At 45.0% G+C, this 17,631-nt stretch carries 14 protein-coding genes; 5 read left to right on the top strand and 9 right to left on the bottom strand.

The features are described from left to right. Positions 1 to 37 precede the first annotated feature (37 nt). Complete coding sequence (gene ushA, locus VEA_RS11215) at positions 38 to 1,726, bottom strand: bifunctional UDP-sugar hydrolase/5'-nucleotidase UshA (protein ID WP_041852973.1); 1,689 nt, start codon at positions 1,724 to 1,726, stop codon at positions 38 to 40. A gap of 748 nt (positions 1,727 to 2,474) precedes the next feature. On the opposite strand from ushA, the gene VEA_RS11210 reads away from it, so the two are divergent. Continuing rightward, on the top strand, positions 2,475 to 2,990 hold the full coding sequence (locus VEA_RS11210) for a GNAT family N-acetyltransferase (RefSeq protein ID WP_041852972.1): 516 nt from the start codon (positions 2,475 to 2,477) through the stop codon (positions 2,988 to 2,990). A gap of 147 nt (positions 2,991 to 3,137) precedes the next feature. Here the strand turns inward: VEA_RS11210 and rplY are convergent, their stop codons facing one another. From rplY to radD, 5 genes are all read right to left on the bottom strand, one after another. Next, positions 3,138 to 3,416 carry a 50S ribosomal protein L25 gene (rplY, locus tag VEA_RS11205; protein WP_005393245.1) on the bottom strand — a complete coding sequence of 93 codons (279 nt, stop codon included), beginning with the start codon at positions 3,414 to 3,416 and terminating at the stop codon, positions 3,138 to 3,140. Between the two features lie 284 nt (positions 3,417 to 3,700). Next, positions 3,701 to 5,050: an ATP-binding protein gene (locus VEA_RS11200; protein ID WP_041852971.1), complete on the bottom strand. Its 1,350-nt coding sequence runs from the start codon at positions 5,048 to 5,050 to the stop codon at positions 3,701 to 3,703. Further along, a complete protein-coding gene (locus VEA_RS11195; RefSeq protein WP_005378073.1) occupies positions 5,040 to 5,699 on the bottom strand; it encodes a response regulator transcription factor in 660 nt (219 codons plus the stop codon). The genes VEA_RS11200 and VEA_RS11195 overlap by 11 nt, the downstream gene beginning before the upstream one ends. Before the next feature lie 76 nt (positions 5,700 to 5,775). Next, positions 5,776 to 6,201, bottom strand: coding sequence for a PepSY domain-containing protein (locus VEA_RS11190; RefSeq protein ID WP_012841930.1), 426 nt, complete (start codon positions 6,199 to 6,201; stop codon positions 5,776 to 5,778). Between the two features lie 95 nt (positions 6,202 to 6,296). Then, positions 6,297 to 8,048, bottom strand: a complete 1,752-nt coding sequence (radD, locus tag VEA_RS11185) for a DNA repair helicase RadD (RefSeq protein WP_012841929.1) — start codon at positions 8,046 to 8,048, stop codon at positions 6,297 to 6,299. A gap of 121 nt (positions 8,049 to 8,169) precedes the next feature. On the opposite strand from radD, the gene rsuA reads away from it, so the two are divergent. The 3 genes from rsuA to VEA_RS11170 all read left to right on the top strand — a co-directional run bounded on the left by rsuA (position 8,170) and on the right by VEA_RS11170 (position 11,159). Then, positions 8,170 to 8,871: a 16S rRNA pseudouridine(516) synthase RsuA gene (gene rsuA / locus VEA_RS11180; RefSeq protein ID WP_005393241.1), complete on the top strand. Its 702-nt coding sequence runs from the start codon at positions 8,170 to 8,172 to the stop codon at positions 8,869 to 8,871. A gap of 426 nt (positions 8,872 to 9,297) precedes the next feature. After that, positions 9,298 to 10,500 carry a Bcr/CflA family multidrug efflux MFS transporter gene (locus VEA_RS11175; protein WP_005393240.1) on the top strand — a complete coding sequence of 401 codons (1,203 nt, stop codon included), beginning with the start codon at positions 9,298 to 9,300 and terminating at the stop codon, positions 10,498 to 10,500. Next, positions 10,500 to 11,159 (top strand): DUF2913 family protein, encoded by a 660-nt coding sequence (locus VEA_RS11170; protein WP_006742634.1) that lies wholly within the window; start codon positions 10,500 to 10,502, stop codon positions 11,157 to 11,159. Before VEA_RS11175 ends, VEA_RS11170 begins: the two co-directional genes overlap by 1 nt. 86 nt (positions 11,160 to 11,245) lie before the next feature. Here VEA_RS11170 and VEA_RS11165 read toward each other — a convergent pair whose 3' ends face one another. From VEA_RS11165 to VEA_RS11155, 3 genes are read right to left on the bottom strand one after another with little or no spacing between them, the layout of a single operon-like run. Beyond that, positions 11,246 to 13,228 (bottom strand): MtrB/PioB family decaheme-associated outer membrane protein, encoded by a 1,983-nt coding sequence (locus VEA_RS11165; RefSeq protein WP_006742633.1) that lies wholly within the window; start codon positions 13,226 to 13,228, stop codon positions 11,246 to 11,248. 9 nt (positions 13,229 to 13,237) lie between these two features. Further along, positions 13,238 to 14,218: a DmsE family decaheme c-type cytochrome gene (locus VEA_RS11160; RefSeq protein WP_006742632.1), complete on the bottom strand. Its 981-nt coding sequence runs from the start codon at positions 14,216 to 14,218 to the stop codon at positions 13,238 to 13,240. Between the two features lie 53 nt (positions 14,219 to 14,271). Next, complete coding sequence (locus tag VEA_RS11155; protein ID WP_006742631.1) at positions 14,272 to 16,536, bottom strand: OmcA/MtrC family decaheme c-type cytochrome; 2,265 nt, start codon at positions 16,534 to 16,536, stop codon at positions 14,272 to 14,274. Between the two features lie 452 nt (positions 16,537 to 16,988). Here VEA_RS11155 and VEA_RS11150 point away from each other — a divergent pair, with 452 nt between their 5' ends. Then, on the top strand, positions 16,989 to 17,612 hold the full coding sequence (locus tag VEA_RS11150) for a c-type cytochrome (protein WP_006742630.1): 624 nt from the start codon (positions 16,989 to 16,991) through the stop codon (positions 17,610 to 17,612). Positions 17,613 to 17,631 lie beyond the last annotated feature (19 nt).

The following is a 17,631-nucleotide window of genomic DNA, read 5'->3' as shown; positions in this document are numbered from 1 at the left end:
CTTCTAAAAGCGCTTCACGTCAGAGTGTAAGGTGTTTTTAGCTATTAGTTGCTGGGCAACCTTTCACAGCTTGACCGTTACTGAAATACTTGATGTTTTCTAAGTTCTTGTTGTAGCTATCCGCAGAGATCTGTGGGTTATTTACGAAGAACTCACGTAAAACGTATGCATCGGTTAGCTGGGTAGATTGAACATCGATGATTGGATAGTTATCGCCACCAGCAGCACTGAAGCTGATTACAGAGAATGTGTACGTTGCGTCTAGATCGAAGCCTTTATTGTTAATGTCGGTAATGGTTACTGAGCCAGCATCACAATTTACATCTAAAGTGATGTTATCTAGTTGAGCGTAAGCACCAGAGCCTGCAGATTTCGTCGCAACCACATCTAGGTATTCTTTAACTTCTTTACCTGTCATAGTTGCTTTAGTCACGAAGTTACCAAATGGCTGAACGGTTAGTACATCACGGTAAGTGATATCACCATCTTGGATTGAATCACGCACACCGCCAGAGTTCATCACACCAAAGTCAGCACCTACCGTTTTGTAAGTACGGTATGCTTCGCCCAGTAGATGACCTAGGTTAGTTTGTTGAGAGCGAACTACGTTACGATCACCTTCTAACTTACCCGTCGTATTAGAAATCTTCTCATCTAATAACTCTTGACCTTGCTGTTGGTATGGCAGTAGTAACGCTTTTACCGTCGCATCTTGTTGAATGCGTTCACCGATCACTTCATCGTTGTCGTCCAAAAGGTTTACAGGAATCAGTGCGTAGTTCGCTAAGTGAAGCTTGCCGTCGTAATATTCGAAGTCCGCACGACCCACATATTTACCCCACTCATGCGCTTGCATAATCCAAGTGCCTTTTTGTTGGTCTGGCGCGCAATCATCACCAGGTTTGAAATCAGCATACTCATTGGTACCTGGCTCCATACACACTGGGTTTTGTGAGTGACCACCGATGATAGCGTCTAGTTGTCCCTCTTCAAGAGAGCGAGCGAGCTTCACGTCCCCTGGTGCTTCACTACCATTATTACCATCTTGGTAGTGACCCATGTGCGTCGTTGCAAATACTAGGTCTACTTTTTCGTTTTCTTCGATTTCCTTAAGTACTTTTTTGATTTCAACTTGAGGGTCTTCGAAGTGGATGTTTGATACGTTGTCTGGATTAACTAGCTTCGCTGTGTCCTGGGTGGTTAGACCAATAACAGCGATCTTAAGGCCGTTGATAGTAAATACTTTGTAAGGGTCGAAGTAACGCTCATTGGTATCTTTCTTATAGATATTCGCAGCCAGCATAGGGAAGTCAGCTAGCTCAGCTTGCATATCGAGAATATCTAGTGAGTTATCAAACTCGTGGTTACCGACAGCCATTGCATCGTAACCAAGTAGGTTCATCCCTACGAAGTCTGGAACCGCATCTTGCATGTCTGATTCTGGTACGCCGGTATTAATATCACCGCCAGACAGCAGAATGGTTTCACCGCCTTTTGCTTCGACTTCTGCGCGAATAGATTCGATTAAAGTGTGACGCGCAGCCATGCCATATTCGCCGTCGCTGTTATGCCAAAAGCGACCGTGGTTATCGTTAGTGTGGAGAACGGTGAACTTAGTACAAGAATCTGCAGTCTCGCAGGTTACTGGAGAATTATCGCTGTCTGAGCCGCATCCTGCTAGCGCAGCGCCCACTGCCATTACCAAAAGAGATTTGGAAAACTTCATAAGGGATCCTTTCTTTGTGATTTTGTTATTGTTACGGCGTGAAATATACGGAATTAATGTGAAACTTTAGTGATCTATCTCTTATTTATACTTCTATCGGAGAAATGAATTAATAAGCCTGCAAACTACGTCTCCAATTAAACAGAAATAGTTTTTAGTATATTGAAATTAGAGGGAGGGGGTTATTTTGTGAAGTGGCCAATTGAATGAATGTGGTTTGTGTGAATCAATGCGCATTTTGCGAAGTATAGCGCTGATTTTGGTGATTATTTTGCCAAGTTCATGTTTTTCTTAGCAGCTATGACACAAATCGTTATAAATTTTCGCTCTGATGATGAGGGAAATGTTTTGTATATAAAATGATCACTGTAAAACCCAAACTCGTTTGATCTTGGCTTACTCTGTTTAATACAACCAGAAAGGGTATTTCTCTCTGTACTATAATTGCGACCGTTTAGAAATCTTATGCCTTAGATATCGTTTATTTATTCTTATTCGATACCTTACCGTGTTTATCCCGCTTTCGATACCCGGATGTTAAAACAAATAGATTCAATCTAATGAGCGAAAGTGAAACGTAAATAACGAGGCGTTTTCTTCGGATATTACGATGTGCACTATCATTGAATTAATGAAAATGAAATGGAGTAATGTAAAGCGTTGCATCTGTGGCTGCTCGCTTTGAGCTTCGATTTAAAGAGTAGGGTTGAAAGAATTTGTAAGTGGTGAATTTTAAGAAAGGATAGTAATGAGATACACAGTAAGGAACGCAGTCAGAGAGGAAGCAACTCAAATCGCCAAGATACATGTTGATTCGTGGCAGGTAGCATACAAAGGGTTAATGCCACAGAGCTACATCGATCAGTTTACGATTGAGCGCCGAGAAAGGATGTGGACGCGAGTCATGACTGAGCAACTGGCCCAATTGATCGTCGTTGAGAGACAAGGGGAAATCGTCGGCTTTTTAAGTTACGAACTACCTAACCACACCTGTGAAGATAAAACGGCGTGGGTAACATGTTGCTATGTCTCTCCTTTGCATTATGGGCAAGGGGCAGGGAGTGCATTGTTAGATGAACTAGAAACGCGTCTACTCTCTACGCCCGTTATGCAGATAAGCCTGAAAGCACTGGATACCAATAAACAGGGGCTTAACTTCTACAAGAAGTGTGGTTTTGTACGTACTGGAGAGGAAGAGACGGAAATCATAGACCGTATGACGCTGACGGATCTCACTTTAGTGAAGTACGTTGCCCGTTCATAAATCAATTGTTATATGCCACATATAGTAAAACCCCGGAGGTGGTAAGACTCCGGGGTTTTGAAATTTTTTAGATGTCTCGGTTGGTAAGTCCGATTATCTTTAATGCAAAAGGTTTGGATTTAATCCGATTAATTCCTTGGTAGGGAATTAGATACGGATGAAGTCCATGTGTTCAACTTTTGGCTTGAACGCGTGACGTTGAACGTCTTGTGGCTTAACTTTAACTTCTTTGCCATCGATAACTAGAACTAGGCCTTCGTAGAATTCAGGCTTGTCCATTTGGTTTACGATGTCGTCGTGGTTAAGAACGATAGCTACTGCTGCTTCTTCACCGCCGTATACAACTGCAGGGAATTTGCCAGCGTGACGTAGGCGGCGGCTCGCACCTTTACCTAGTTCAGTACGTACTACTGCTTCGAATTTCATAGTATTTACTCTCAAATTAGTAAAAATCAAATGTTCACAATCAACAATGCGACCTTGTTGTTCGTGGTAAAGCTTGAAACAGGAACTGTTCAAGCGAGCGCGGATACTATCATTCCACTTATAAATGGGCAACCCAAATCGTATCCAAATCAACAAAAAGGTATGATTTAGCTGGGTGGAAGGCTATCCCTTTTAACGCTTTGCTTGGATTTTGTTCACATCGGCTTCATTTTCATCGGTTTACTAATCATGGTCCGAAGAACAAAGTTTATGCGTTATATGCTTTATGTTCGGCTGAGGTGTAAGACTAAAGATGCTTTTAAGCCACCTAAAGCGCTCGCTTCCAGTGTTAATTGACCTCGGTAACTGTGTGCCATTTCACTGACTATATTTAGACCAAGACCTGACCCAGGGGTTGCTTCATCCAATCTAACGCCTCTCTTGATTACTTGACTCAGTTTCTCTTTAGGGATGCCTGGTCCGTCATCTTCAATGATGATGTGTATATTGTCTTTATCCTGAGAGGAGTGCACACGAATCATGTTGTTGGCCCACTTATAGGCATTTTCAAGCAAGTTACCCAGCATTTCGTCGAGATCGGTCTGCTCTACCGCTACATTCAGCTCTGAATCAAGTTCATTAATTAAGGAGATATCTCGGCTCGCATACACTTTATCAAACGCCATTGATATAGCATCTACACGCTCTGCTGGGTTCGATTTCACTGATAAAATATTCATAGACCCCGCCATGCGAGCACGGCCCAGATGGTAATCGATATGATCTTGTATTTGATTGATCGGAGTACGCAGACGGGATTGCGTATCAGGTTCTAACGTCTGTACTTCATTTTTTAGGACAGAAAGTGGGGTTTTTAGCGCATGTGAGAGATTGCCTGCATGATTCCTAGCTCGTTCTAACAACTCCTGGTAATGGAAAAGCAGAGCGTTGAGGTCGAAGATAAGAGGAGAAATCTCTTTCGGATAGGTTTCTTCTAGACTCTTTTTGTTACCAGACTTCAGCTCGGCCAACTCTTTTTGTAACTTCGTAAGCGGACTCAATGACCATGCAATTTGCAGCAAAATGACGGCAAGAACCCCTGCGAATAATAAGCCTAAAATAAGCCAGAGTTGCCCGATTAGCGTTTGCAGGGTGCTTTTGATAGGCTCTTCGTCAATACCAATAATGATATGGATAGGCCCATCGTAATCTGGTAAGTACAGAGCTTTTTCTATGGTAATCAGCTTTTCGCCTCTCGCGCCGTAAGCATCGTTATCCAGACCTTTGTATTCGATTTTTTTGTCCCACAAAGAACGAGAACGCTCGAGACTCGTCTCAGTAGAGGCACTCCAATATAAACCACTGTAAGGTCGGTTAAATCGAGGATCTGAGAGCAGAGCAGCGAGTGAGAGGTGCCCAGTCTCATCGACTTCTAACTGAGCGGCGATTTCATCCATAAAAATGCTCAGCTGTGAGCGAGTGTCGTCAACCATATAGTTGTACACTTGGGTCGGTATCGTCACACCAGCTGCGAGGATCATTGCCGTCAACCAAACGATCGCCGCTAAAACGAGGCGACTTTTGATACTCAGTCGTTTTATTGCGTTCAACGGTAGCCTGTTCTTATTCGGCATTTAATTGGTATCCCAACCCTCGGACAGTTTTGATGATCTTTGGCGCGATTTTTTTGCGAATTCGGCCGATAAAAACTTCGATTGTGTTGGAGTCACGATCAAAGTCTTGTTTGTAAATGTGCTCGACGAGTTCGGTGCGAGAAATTACTTTTTCTGGGTTATGCATAAAGTAAGCGACCACTTTATACTCCAGTGCCGTTAAGCTTACTGCTTGCCCTTGCCACATGACTTTAGAAGTGCGCGTATCCAAGCTCAAGTCGCCAATTTGCATCACAGGAGAGGCGTTACCTGATGCTCTTCGCAGTTGTGCGCGAATACGAGCGATAAGCTCAACCATTTCAAACGGCTTAGTTAGGTAATCGTCTGCACCTGCGTTTAGACCTTCAACTCTCTGCGTTAGGGTATCGCGAGCACTCAGGATAACGACAGGGGTATTGATGTTTTCATCACGAATGCCTTTTAGCACGGTGAGGCCATCCAATTTCGGCAGTCCTAGATCAAGAACAATAGCGTCCCATTCTTCCGATGTCGCGCGATACAGAGCGTCTATGCCATCTTGAGATAATTCTGGTACCCAGCCGGTACTTTCTAATGTTTCGATGATTTGCTCGCCTAAACGAGGGTCATCTTCAACGACAAGTATTTTCATATTGGTGATTCTTATTATGTTTGGAGTGTTATCGACGTAAGCTACGCATTGAGTCGGGATTACGCATTAGACCAGTTTAGTTGTTTTGTGGCTTTAACGCTTTGTTAAAGCTGCGACCTTTGATCTCAAGCATTTCCAGCGTGGCGGCGTCATACTCAACTTTCAGGACGCTATTGTTGTACAGGATTTTCAATTCATACACCCAAGCATCATCATCTTCTTCAAGCTCGACCTTGATGATGCGGCCGTATAGGTCGTTTTCTACTGCGGCGTAAAGGTCCGAAAATGGTCGTATATATCCTTGTTGAACCGCGCGATAGACCTCATCTTGATCTTCATCGAATTCAATACGTGTTCCAGGCTTTTCGACATCTTGCACGATGGCGTGACCATTTTGTGATGCATAGTAGTCGTCATGCTTGGCGAAACTTGGTGCACACATCAATGTCGTGATAAGGCCGAAAAGTAACGCAGAATGTTGAGAAGTCGTTGCTTTATACATAGTCAAACCTTTTCTAGAACGTTAGCCGCAGTATATCGGATATAGATGAACAGAGAGTGAATCATCGAGTTCAGTTTTACTATATGTTGCAGACGTTATTTCAACTCGTCTTCAAAAATTTTGTCTCGCAATTTCCAAAAGCGACCGGATTTCCTTGCAATAACAAACTGAGGTAAACGGAAACGATGTTGATTGGCAACAACACGTGTCGGTGAAGCCTCTTCAAAAGGGCGATGCTTGTCTGCCAAGTGAGGGCGCACAAATTGGTCTTTAAACGTTTGTTTTTGTTTTTTGGTACTCAATGACCAAAACTCATGAACTAACGCATTGCCTTCGCCTTGGTATGGTTCGCCAGAATATGTCACCTTGAGTTGAGATTTACCATCACTGGACTTGAATACTGACAGGTCCATTTCTGTGCATTCAAAGATTAATGCATCCTTCAGATTAAGGGCTTCTTTTAATTTTTTATCTGGATCAACAAGCGTTGCGTCACACTCATGACAAATGCGCGCAGCAATATCGTTGTCGGCACCACATTCACCACAGTATTTGGCACGAAAACGGTAGCCACAGTGTTCACGCTCGCCTGTGTCTTCATCTTCAAAGTAACCCTGGCAACGTCTGCCAAAGTGTTCAACCAAGAAACCGTTACTATCCAACTTACCCCAGAAGTTGTTATTGAATCCGCAAGCCGGGCAGGGAATCGTGATAATTTCACTATCAGAGTCTGGTTTGGGATCACCGACTTCAGGTTGGTATAAATCGTAGCTGTTGCCTGCGTAATCAAGCACTAAACATTCTGATTTTCCGTCTGATAAGCGTAATCCTCGCCCTACAATCTGCTGGTATAGACTGACTGACTCTGTTGGTCGCAAAATCGCGATTAAATCGACATGCGGCGCATCAAACCCGGTAGTCAGTACCGAAACATTGACCAAATATTTTATTTGACGATTCTTGAACGCTTGGATGATCGCGTCACGTTCCGGCGTAGGTGTATCACCAATGACGATTTCAGTTTCGCCTTCTGGCAGTAAACTGTGGATCTCTTGTGCGTGTCGGACAGTCGCGGCGAAGATCATGACACCTTGACGTTCTCTCGCATATTGCATGATTTGCTCAACAATTTGCGGAGTGGCGCGCTTGGCTTTATCGATCACCATGTCCATTTCTGCTTCTTTGTAGCGTCCGGTGTTTGCGGGTTTCAGTTGCGAGAAGTCGTAAGACAAAACAGGCGCGTCCATCATTCGTGCCGGAGTGAGGAAGTTTTCGTCGAGCAAGTAACGGATCGGCAGTTCGAAAATACAATCGCGGAAGAATCGCGGCTCTTCGGTGCGTACTTGACCTCGGGTATGGTACTGATAAATCCAGCCCATTCCTAAACGATAGGGCGTTGCAGTTAGTCCCAGCACCTTAATGCCTGGGTTCAGTTCTCGTAAGTGAGTAATAACTTTTTGGTAGCTGCTGTTTTTGTCATCCGGCACACGATGGCACTCATCAATAACGAGCAGAGAAAACTGGTTTTTGAACGAATCTAAGTTACGTACGACCGATTGAACCGAAGCAAACACGACTTGCTGATCAGTTTCTTTTCGTCCTAATCCCGCTGAGAAGATAGAACCTTTTAAACCATAACCTTCATACTTCGCGTGGTTTTGCTCGACCAGCTCTTTAACGTGAGCGAGAACTAACACTCTCCCTTTCGCAAGGCGAGCAAGCTCTGCGATCACCAAGCTTTTTCCGGCACCAGTAGGCAGTACGATCACTGCTGGTGTCGAGTGTTTACGAAAGTAATGAATGACTGCTTTAACCGAGTCGGCTTGATAAGGGCGAAGTGTGTACATGAAAATATGTGAAATTGCTCAACTATTCGAACGAGGAACGCTATAATACCTGACTTTTATACCCAAGTGACCTTTAAACCGAGATTTGGAGGTTACTTGGGTATAATTCAATGAGGTATTCATGCGTTTAGATAAATATTTGTGTGACGCTCTGGGTGCAACGCGCAAACAGGCAACAAAGATCATCAAAAGTGGTGACATCACCGTTGACGGTGAGGTTCAAAAAAGTGGTGCATTTAAAGTACCTGAAGGTGTGGAAGTAATGTGGGAAGACCGTGTTATTGGTGCTCCTGGCCCTCGTTACATTATGTTGTACAAGCCTGCTGACTTTGTTTGTTCACATGAAGATGGCTACAACCAAACTGCATTCGCATTGCTCGATGAGCCTAAAATTGAAAACCTTCACTTTGCGGGCCGATTAGACGTCGACACAACCGGTTTGGTGTTGATTACGGATGATGGTAAGTGGTCTCACCGCATTACCTCACCGAAGCATAAGTGTGAGAAAACGTACCGTGTTTGGCTTGTCGATGCGATTCAGCCTGATTACGCGGAAAAGCTCGAACAAGGCATCATTTTGCGCAATGAATCAGAAGCAACATTGCCTGCTCGTTTGGAGATCGTGAACGAGGCAGAGAATGAAGTATTGTTAACTATTGTGGAAGGTAAGTATCACCAAGTGAAACGCATGTTTGCGGCGTTAGGAAATAAAGTTGAGTACTTACATCGTGAGCGTATTGGTTCGATTGAACTCGATGAGGCACTAGAACCTGGTGATTATCGCTACCTCACGCAGGAAGAAATTGATTCTATTTGGAATTAATTATCGGCATGGGAAATTCTTTAGTTCCCAATTGGAACTAGTTTTTTGGTAGGAATTGGCTCAAAATTAATTTTCCTACCAAAATTAGTGCCTAGACAATTCCGGTGTGTTTACTCATCTGAGTGATATGCCTTTGCATTTAGCTGAGCCATGCATACTCTTATTGCAAAGCCTTCGGCTGTGGTGAGTAAATGGTGGAATCAATTCCATTGCATTGTGTCTATTTCTCATAAACACACTTCGCTTTCACACGCTTTTCTATGTCGAGTTCGTCAAGGTCACACCTTGGTACATATTTGCCCTTATGATTCTCGAACGTTGATAGAGCAGGCCTTTGGCTTCTAGATTCAACGATATGAGAACCGTCCGTTACGTTCACTTTGCTCTGAAAGTATTGACGAAAGGGCTCCAACAAGAGGTAAAAGAATGACAGAAAAAGCTCAAAGCGCTCCGCAATCCCAAATCAGTTTTCTATTGTTTCTTGTATTAGGAGCGATTGGTGCTTTGACGCCTTTGGCGATCGACATGTATTTGCCTGCAATGCCAACCATCGCGAAAGATTTGGGTGTTGCGCCTGGTGCGGTTCAGATTACGTTGACGGCTTATACGGCAGGTTTTGCGATTGGCCAGTTAATTCACGGGCCGCTTGCCGATAGTTTTGGCCGTAGACCTGTACTGATTTTGGGTGTGCTTTTCTTTGGATTAGCGGCGGTAGTGAGTGCGACCACAAACGGCATTGATGCATTGACTTATGTGCGAACAGCACAAGGTTTTGCTGGCGCGGCAGCGGCGGTCATTATCCAAGCCGTCGTGCGTGACATGTTTGACCGTGAAGACTTTGCCCGTGCAATGTCCTTCGTCACTTTAGTTATCACAATGGCACCCTTGGTCGCGCCTATGATAGGTGGTCACCTAGCGATCTGGTTTGGTTGGCGTTCGATCTTTTGGGTGTTAGCCATTTTCGCTGTGGTGGTAATTCTACTGGTACTTTGGAAAATTCCAGAGACGCTGAAACCAGAAAATCGTCAGCCGCTTCGTTTTCGCACTACGATGAGAAACTACGCCAGATTATGCTCCAACCCTGAAGCGATAGGTTTGATGCTTTCTGGAGCGTTTTCATTTTCCGGAATGTTTGCATTTCTGACCGCGGGTTCGTTTGTTTATATTGATTTATATGGTGTTCGACCAGACCACTTTGGTTATTTATTTGGTTTGAACATTGTTGCGATGATCATCATGACCAGTATTAATGGTCGCTTGGTGAAGAAAGTTGGCTCTCATGCCATGCTTCGTTTTGGGTTGTTCGTGCAACTTTTGGCGGGGATTGGTTTATTCGTAAGTTGGTTAATGGACTTCGGATTATGGGGTATCGTACCTTTTGTTGTGCTTTTTATCGGTACATTGTCGACGATAGGTAGTAACGCGATGGCGCTGCTTTTAAGTGGCTACCCATCAATGGCGGGTACAGCTTCGTCTCTGGCGGGGACGTTAAGATTCGGTATCGGCTCATTGGTTGGCGCGCTGGTGGCATCACTACCAGGTAATGTGGCGTGGCCGATGATCATTGTGATGTTTGCTTGTTCTGTGCTTTCAGCACTGTTTTATTGGACTTTAGGAAGAAAGGCGTAATGTCGAATTACACCAAAGAAATTCAAAACTTAGTTAACTCAGCACTTGAAGAGTTAGATCAAGAGCATCGCTCAGGTAAGTTAGCCAATGCCCCTGTTGCGAATAACCATTATTTAGTGCGCTGGGTTACCAAAGCACTTAAATCTCAGCGTTTCAGTCGAGCCGTAGGCGATGACTTAACACGTTGGCAAAAAGCGGGTCGTTCAAAGGGTAATGACGCTGGTTTGTTGTTTATCTTCAAGCGTATTTCCGCTTTTTACGCTCAGTTTTTTCCTGAAGATGAAGATTCAAAAGTGATCAAAGACTCTGACGTCGAAGCATTTTTAGATGTGATGGAGCAAGCAGGTTGGGAAGTTTCTACCTCTGAACAATTGGTTGGTTGTGGCAAAATCCAAATCTTCACGGAAGGTCAAAACTCTTTGGCGCTATGTGCAGATCAATGCGAAAGCTGCTTCGACGGCGAGCTGCTCGTCAAACCAATGAGCTGGTTTGTACGTGGCAACCATGCTGAGTTTGTTGAGAAAGCAGCGCAAGCGGGCTTTATGGTGCATAAAGTGACGGACTACAAATCGATGGTGAAATACCACGGCGAGTACCTTATCTTTCCTGCAAACGAAGGTAACCAATTGGCTGAGATTCCGTTGAGCTTCCAAGCTTAATCAACTTCTCACAGCAGTAGAATTGAAATACGAAAGCATCAGGCGTTTGAAACGTCTGATGCTTTTTTTGTCACGTCACTCTGTATTTAAAAGCGATATTTCCAATAGACGCCACCATATAAACCTTCATAGCTTTGCAAAACGTCGCCCATCGTTTCGGTTTCGTTATTAAACAAGTAATCCTCTTCTGAGTAGTCTTCATAACGGAGGTTAAGCTGCACGTTTTGATTTTCAGATACTTCATAGTCAGCGATGACTTCAAATCGGTACGAGTTCGCCTCGTTATCAGGATATTGGTAGCCACCAGATGTGGTTGAAGATTTTCCATCAGCTTGGCTGTAGCTGTAATCAAACGAGATAGAAAGTTTGTCGTCTAGTAGCTGCTCTTTACTCACACCAAAGCCAATGGTTGTGATGTCATCTTTGAGTTTGGTGGTGTAGCGATTCCAACCGACAACGTCAGAGTTTGCTTGTTGTTGCTCGGAGCGGATGATCTGTTGATTGTAAAAAACATGCCCGCTTAGTCCGTCGAGTAAATTGAAGTTAAGGCTGAGGTCGTAACCGTAATCTTCCCCTTCACTCAAACCAATATCGGGTTTTGCATAGTCATCGTTGCCGTACCAAAGCTCTGCAAGCAATTGGACATCGTCGGTCATGTCATAACTGCCGTGGCCACGGAGCTCAATCCTCTCTTTGTCGGCTAAATAGTATTGGCGCAAATTAGGCGAGTCGCTGCTGTCGTCCTGCCAATCAGAGCCATCGCGAAAAGAGTAGGAGACTTTACCGCCTAATTGCCACGGTCTATTTGGTCTGTACTGGGCCCCAACAAAAACGCGTTGTTCATCGGTACGTTTCCTATCAGCATAACTTCGCTCATCTTGTCTAAAATGGTAACCCGTATTCACTTTTACATCAGAAGTAACACGATACTTGAGTGTTGCTTCCAGTTTGGTTTTGGTGTGGTCGTATTTTTCTCTCGTCGATCCGATGATGGTGTTTCTATCGGAGTTATCGTCTTTATCTGAATAGTCCGCAGAAATGGCGAAAGCAGTGTCTCGCGAAAGTTTGTTGTGGTAATCCGCGCTCATTTGCCAAGTGTTGGTTTCGCCATGGAATGTATTGGAGTTAACGGGGGACTGTGGAAACGGATTTAACCCGCCTTCAGAAGACGTCTGTGACCAAAGTAAGCGGCCACTGAACGTTTGTTGATTCAACCGATAATTCCCCGTGACAGCAAACTGGTGAAAGTCGTTGTCAGGCTCATACGCGAGGTGGTTAGCGTAAGGATTGGTAGTGCTGCCGTAATAAAGTGCGGACTTGTCATTTCTAAAAAACGAGCCGCGATACGCAATATCCACCAGCCACAAATCTTCCATGTAGCTTACTCCTACTTGAGTATTTAAGGTTTCATGTTCGACGGCTTTGGGTATGAATCCCGGCGCGTTGGCGTAACCCGGAATAGTCGATGAATAAAGCGAAGTTGTGCCTTCTTTACGTTCGTGCTTCATGGATGCATATGGCTTCCATGGCGTATGTGGTGTGTACTTGAGTTCTAACTTAAACGTCTCTCGCGTCACTGAGTTTTCATATTTCGATAGGTCACCACTGACGAGTGCATCCTCTCTTGGATGATACGCACTGAGTGAGGACTGATTCCAGAAATACGGCGTTTCACTATAACTGCCGAGGACACGTAATCCGTCGTACTGGCCCATTTCCCACTGCAGTAAGAAGCGTTGCAAACCAAGATCTTCGACGACGATTCGATTGTAGAACGCATCGTCTTCATATTGTTCGATATCGGCGTTTAGGCTCGCGTTAAAGTGTTTATTGTCAGAGTTTGTACCGTAAACGGGTGGATTCCAATTATAGAATCGCGAGGAACCATCGTTGTTAAGGTAACCGACGCCAGCGCTGACTTCTCCACTCCACGTGCCATCGCTGCTGCATTCACTGCACTGCCAGCGGCTAGTGTCGGCTGGTTGAGAACGTTGTAACGAATAATCGTTGGCGTGCGCTTGCACAGCAAAAGCAAGGGAAATAGCGATGCACAGTTGAGATAGTTTCATGCCTCCCTCCTAATAACTTAATGTTTGACCACGTGGGTGGTTAGAGCCATGCACTTGATTGTGGCAGTTCAAACAACTTCCGCCGCGCACTCTCAAGTCGTTTTCAGGAATGGCTACGTTTGCATGTGGCACACGGTGACATTCCTGACATAGCATTGGCAGCCGTTTATTGAGCAGGGCTTTGTTCACTGAACCATGAGGTGTGTGGCAGGATGTACAATCTTCAGTTACAGGCTCATGCTCCCATAAGAATGGGCCGCGTTTTTCTGCATGACACTCGTAACAAGCGTTATTGACGGTTGACCAGTTCAGGCTCGCTTCATTTAATGCCTGATGTGGATTGTGGCAGCTAGAACAAGTCATGACGCCGTCAATGATAGGATGACGACTGCGTTTGTGGATATCCGATTTGGTGCGGGAGTGGCAATCGGTGCATTTGTCTGCTTGCATTTCGGCAACCATCATCGGATCGTTTTTTTGATGCAGTTGGTGACAGCTTGCACAAGACAGACCTTCAAAAGCGTGCTCACTGCTATGCCAAGTCGAGCGTTTCGCATCTTGGTGGCAAGATAAACACACGCTGTTTTGCTTTTCGGCCGGAACAGGGGAGTTTGGCCCAAAGGTGATCATCGGCTCACGAACTTGTCCTTTTCGCGGATTGCGCGCGTGATTGTTTGCTGGGCCATGGCATGCTTCACATTGTTTATCATTCATTGGACCATGCAAGTTCGCTGACTTGCCGTGGATGTTGTCGAAAATACCGGTTGCAGGTTTGTCTGAGGTATCGTCATGGCAACGAAGGCAGCCATCTGGCCCACGGCGTGAATATTTCCCCTCGGAAAACTTGGTGTCTAATATGGTTTCAATTTCTTCTTGAGTTAACGTCGCCGCTTTGGGTTCTGGCTCGGCGATATCTTCCGAACTGACGGTGAAGATGACGCCTAACCCAAGTATCCCAGTTACCAACCACCGCAGAAACATTGCTTTCATAGCTCTTCCTTTTCTTGTCCTTAATTGTCAAAGCATTGTGTTCAATGACGAATTCAACGGTAGTCGTATACCTTGTGAACCTTATCTACCCCTTGTGACTGACCAATGGCATGGCAAGTTGCACATTGCTCGGAGCCCATGGCTTGTGCTGCTGTGTCTGCTCCAAATACGGCGCCGTGATTCAGCATATGGTTCAGAGTCGCATCTCCTGCCACACTATCCGGGTCAGCATTAGCTAAAGATGACTCTAAGTGACACGCGCCACAGGCGACTAATGCAGGACTAAAGTACTTACCACTCGCAAGAGAAGGGCGCGTATTTTGTTGGCTAGGTAAGTTGTATTGAGCATTGGTATGGCAGGCCTCACAGTTGTTGACTGCGCCAGGGAAAGGCGCTTCACCGCTATGAGCGGAGCCAAAGGCGTGGAATGAGTGTACGTGGTACTTTAGATCAGCTGCCATTCCAGGATAAAACGCAGAACGTTCAGAGTTATGGCAATTTTTACATTGTTGGAAGTCGGTGGCGGCATGCGGATGCTCACCAAGCTTATGGATAGTCAGCTCTTTGTGACAATCGTTACACGATGAAATGTCCGCGCCCACTGGCAGTTTGTGTTGCTTGTTGATACCAGACACATCAAACGAGCCGGATGCGTTATTGGCGGCAATGACGAAAGGCGATTTGATAAGATCGATGCCTTCAAACGTGACGCATTCGGCGAGCTCGCCATCTCTACGGTTGGCGCAAAGTGGCATGTCGGCGATGTTAACCGTCAACGTAGAGTTGGAGATTGGCTTAATCGCAGCGTCAGTGAAGTCTTTATGACACAAGAATAGGCCTTCTCCTTGAGCCTCACAGCCGTCACCAAGTGCGCCATCATCGGCGACGTTGAGACTGTTGTTTGCGACCATCGGGCCTTGGCCGTTATCCCAGTTCAGCAACAAATTGAGGTGGCCATGTTCATTGATGAAAGGTGTCAGTTCGTCGATGGATCCAATACCTGTGCCCGCTTTCGACACTCTTAGTTCAACCTCAAACTGGTCATCAATAAATCGCGCGCTTTCAACGTTGATTTCAAGCGAATCACGTGCCTTTGCAAGATTCTCTAAACGCATTACGTGAACCGTTTTAGCACTTCGGCTTGCGTCTTGGCCGATGATTGGAGCGCCATTGTCGTCTCGGTCATAAGGTCGGTGACAGCCAGAGCAGGAGTTTTGTGGTTCGCCGTTTCTTACCCAACCCGTACCGATTTGGTTATCATGCGCTCCTCTGTCTCGGTACAAGTGACAGGTCTCACAGGCAACTTGACTTGGGTGTTCAAACCAATTGTTGGCGTCTGATGCTTTCGCGACATCGGTTGAATGGCAGGTTGTACAGTTGCGGGCATCTTGCGGGAAAGGGTTGCCTTCAATGACTAAACCATTGATGTCGGTAACGAGCACGTCATTCTCGTCGACAGGCTGTTTGTAAGTGTCGGTATTATTTCTGTCGCTACCTAATTTGAAAACATTACCGTGGTATTGATGAACAACGGCAGCGAGAGGGCGTCTGGCTGGCGCAGCGCCAGGGTTACTGTCATTGTGGCAAGCGGTACAAACGGCAATGTTGTTATCAATTGAGCGATAGCCCGGTCCATGATGAAGCGGTTCGCCCATATGGCAGTTTTCGCAGGTGCCTTTTTCTATTACATTGCGAGAGACAGCCGTATCTGAACTTTCTTGCGGCACCCATTCAAACACGTAGGTAAAACCGTTGCCTTGCTCGCCATATGCCATGACGATTCGGTGGAGTTTATCCGCATCCCAAGCGATAAAACCATTGTTGCTAGAAGAGTCGGCAGTATAAGGATCGGACACTTTCAAAACGTCAGGAATGGCAAACGTGTAGCGATACCCCTCGTCTGTTTTTACTAGTGTTCCATCCCAAACACTCTCCATGCTGGCACGGTTATTTGCGGTATTACTTGAGTGATGGAAACTCTTCCAATAAGTGTTGCCATGGCGCCCATTGAAGGCAAAGGCTGGATCGCTCGAGTTTTGTGTATCGACACGAGAGGGCATTGCTTTGAGAAGTGCGATGCGAAAATCTCTCGTTTCGTCTAGCTCATGAGGTCTGCCACTGCCGTCTTTGACGGTAAAATTGACCACCAGTTTGGTTTCCCCGGCTTCTTGAGTGACCAATGATGGCTCGGAAACACTGATCTCGAAATCACCAAGTGCAGGTGGTGGTGTATTCTGATCGTTTTTGCTGTCTGGACCACATCCGGTGAGCAGTAAAATAAAAAATATTAATGTAGCGATCGACTTTAAACCGTTCATAGTCCCTCTCGATTCGTCCTAAAGTAAGTGGGAATGCATGGGAATGGTTGAATATTTCAATAAACGATTGATTGAAATATTAATTTCATATTCAAGGCAAAAGAAAAAATATCCATATTTACATCGCTTGAATAAATCGAAACACATGGCTTGTAAGAGTATAGACGCAATATGAAATATTATTAAAATAAACCACTATTTTTGTATGTGAATTTTGGGGTTGAATTTATTGTCATTTTAAATCAATTATTTGGGTTGGATTTTCTGCGATTGAAGAGGTCAGCGCAGAAAAAGTAAGGGTATTGAACTACGATACTTTAAATAGTTGACGGCTTAATATTTTTATCTTGGATATCGTTGGTTTTAAGTCGCATTTATAAATTGATTTTCTTATCGTTTATTCGTTGTCTGGTTTTGATTAATAAAGATAATTACTACGGAGTCAGTCTAATATGCACCAACTAATTAAATTCTCTCTAAAATTTTCCTCGGTGTTAGTCATTAGCTCAGTTTTGGCCTCCCACAGTTTAGCGTCACCAAGTGAGCTAATTTCACAATACGAATGTGAAGCTTGTCATGGGCCAAACGGTGTTAGCTCAGACACGAATATTCCTACCATCGCAGGGATTCCCGAGTTCAACTTTTTTGACCAGATGTTGCGTTACCTTGAAGGCAGACCCTCAGCTTCGGTTAATCACGTATACGGAGACACGAGCCAAAAAGGCGACATGGTGTCGATAGTTAAATCTTTATCTGAGGCGCAGATTGAAGAGTTAGCAAAGCATTATGCTGGGCTTGAGTTTGTGCCAGCTAAGCAGTCTTTTGATCAAGCGTTAGCGATGAAAGGTAAGGCTATCCACGCGAAAAGTTGCGAGAACTGTCATTCGGATGGTGGCAGTAACGCTCTGGATGAAGCTTCGATTTTAGCTGGTCAGCAGAAGGGCTATCTCGCCACGACATTGAAACAGTTTAAGCAAGGCAAACGCTCCGTTGATAAAAAAATGGATGAGGCGTTCAAAGGGCTTAGTGCCGATGATTTAAACGCGCTCGTAGAATACTATGCGAGTTATCGCTAGCGCTACTTTGGGATGAACA

This window comes from Vibrio antiquarius, assembly GCF_000024825.1.
GTDB classification, from domain to species: domain Bacteria; phylum Pseudomonadota; class Gammaproteobacteria; order Enterobacterales; family Vibrionaceae; genus Vibrio; species Vibrio diabolicus.
The sequence above is the reverse complement of the archived record's forward strand: the minus strand, read 5'-3'. Positions and strand labels throughout refer to the sequence as shown.

Bases quoted from the DNA above. Each gene is read 5' to 3' on its own strand.
- ushA (WP_041852973.1), bottom strand. From the start codon at position 1,726: ATGAAGTTTTCCAAATCTCTTTTGGTAATGGCAGTGGGCGCTGCGCTA.
- VEA_RS11210 (WP_041852972.1), top strand. From the start codon at position 2,475: ATGAGATACACAGTAAGGAACGCAGTCAGAGAGGAAGCAACTCAAATC.
- rplY (WP_005393245.1), bottom strand. From the start codon at position 3,416: ATGAAATTCGAAGCAGTAGTACGTACTGAACTAGGTAAAGGTGCGAGC.
- VEA_RS11200 (WP_041852971.1), bottom strand. From the start codon at position 5,050: ATGCCGAATAAGAACAGGCTACCGTTGAACGCAATAAAACGACTGAGT.
- VEA_RS11195 (WP_005378073.1), bottom strand. From the start codon at position 5,699: ATGAAAATACTTGTCGTTGAAGATGACCCTCGTTTAGGCGAGCAAATC.
- VEA_RS11190 (WP_012841930.1), bottom strand. From the start codon at position 6,201: ATGTATAAAGCAACGACTTCTCAACATTCTGCGTTACTTTTCGGCCTT.
- radD (WP_012841929.1), bottom strand. From the start codon at position 8,048: ATGTACACACTTCGCCCTTATCAAGCCGACTCGGTTAAAGCAGTCATT.
- rsuA (WP_005393241.1), top strand. From the start codon at position 8,170: ATGCGTTTAGATAAATATTTGTGTGACGCTCTGGGTGCAACGCGCAAA.
- VEA_RS11175 (WP_005393240.1), top strand. From the start codon at position 9,298: ATGACAGAAAAAGCTCAAAGCGCTCCGCAATCCCAAATCAGTTTTCTA.
- VEA_RS11170 (WP_006742634.1), top strand. From the start codon at position 10,500: ATGTCGAATTACACCAAAGAAATTCAAAACTTAGTTAACTCAGCACTT.
- VEA_RS11165 (WP_006742633.1), bottom strand. From the start codon at position 13,228: ATGAAACTATCTCAACTGTGCATCGCTATTTCCCTTGCTTTTGCTGTG.
- VEA_RS11160 (WP_006742632.1), bottom strand. From the start codon at position 14,218: ATGAAAGCAATGTTTCTGCGGTGGTTGGTAACTGGGATACTTGGGTTA.
- VEA_RS11155 (WP_006742631.1), bottom strand. From the start codon at position 16,536: ATGAACGGTTTAAAGTCGATCGCTACATTAATATTTTTTATTTTACTG.
- VEA_RS11150 (WP_006742630.1), top strand. From the start codon at position 16,989: ATGCACCAACTAATTAAATTCTCTCTAAAATTTTCCTCGGTGTTAGTC.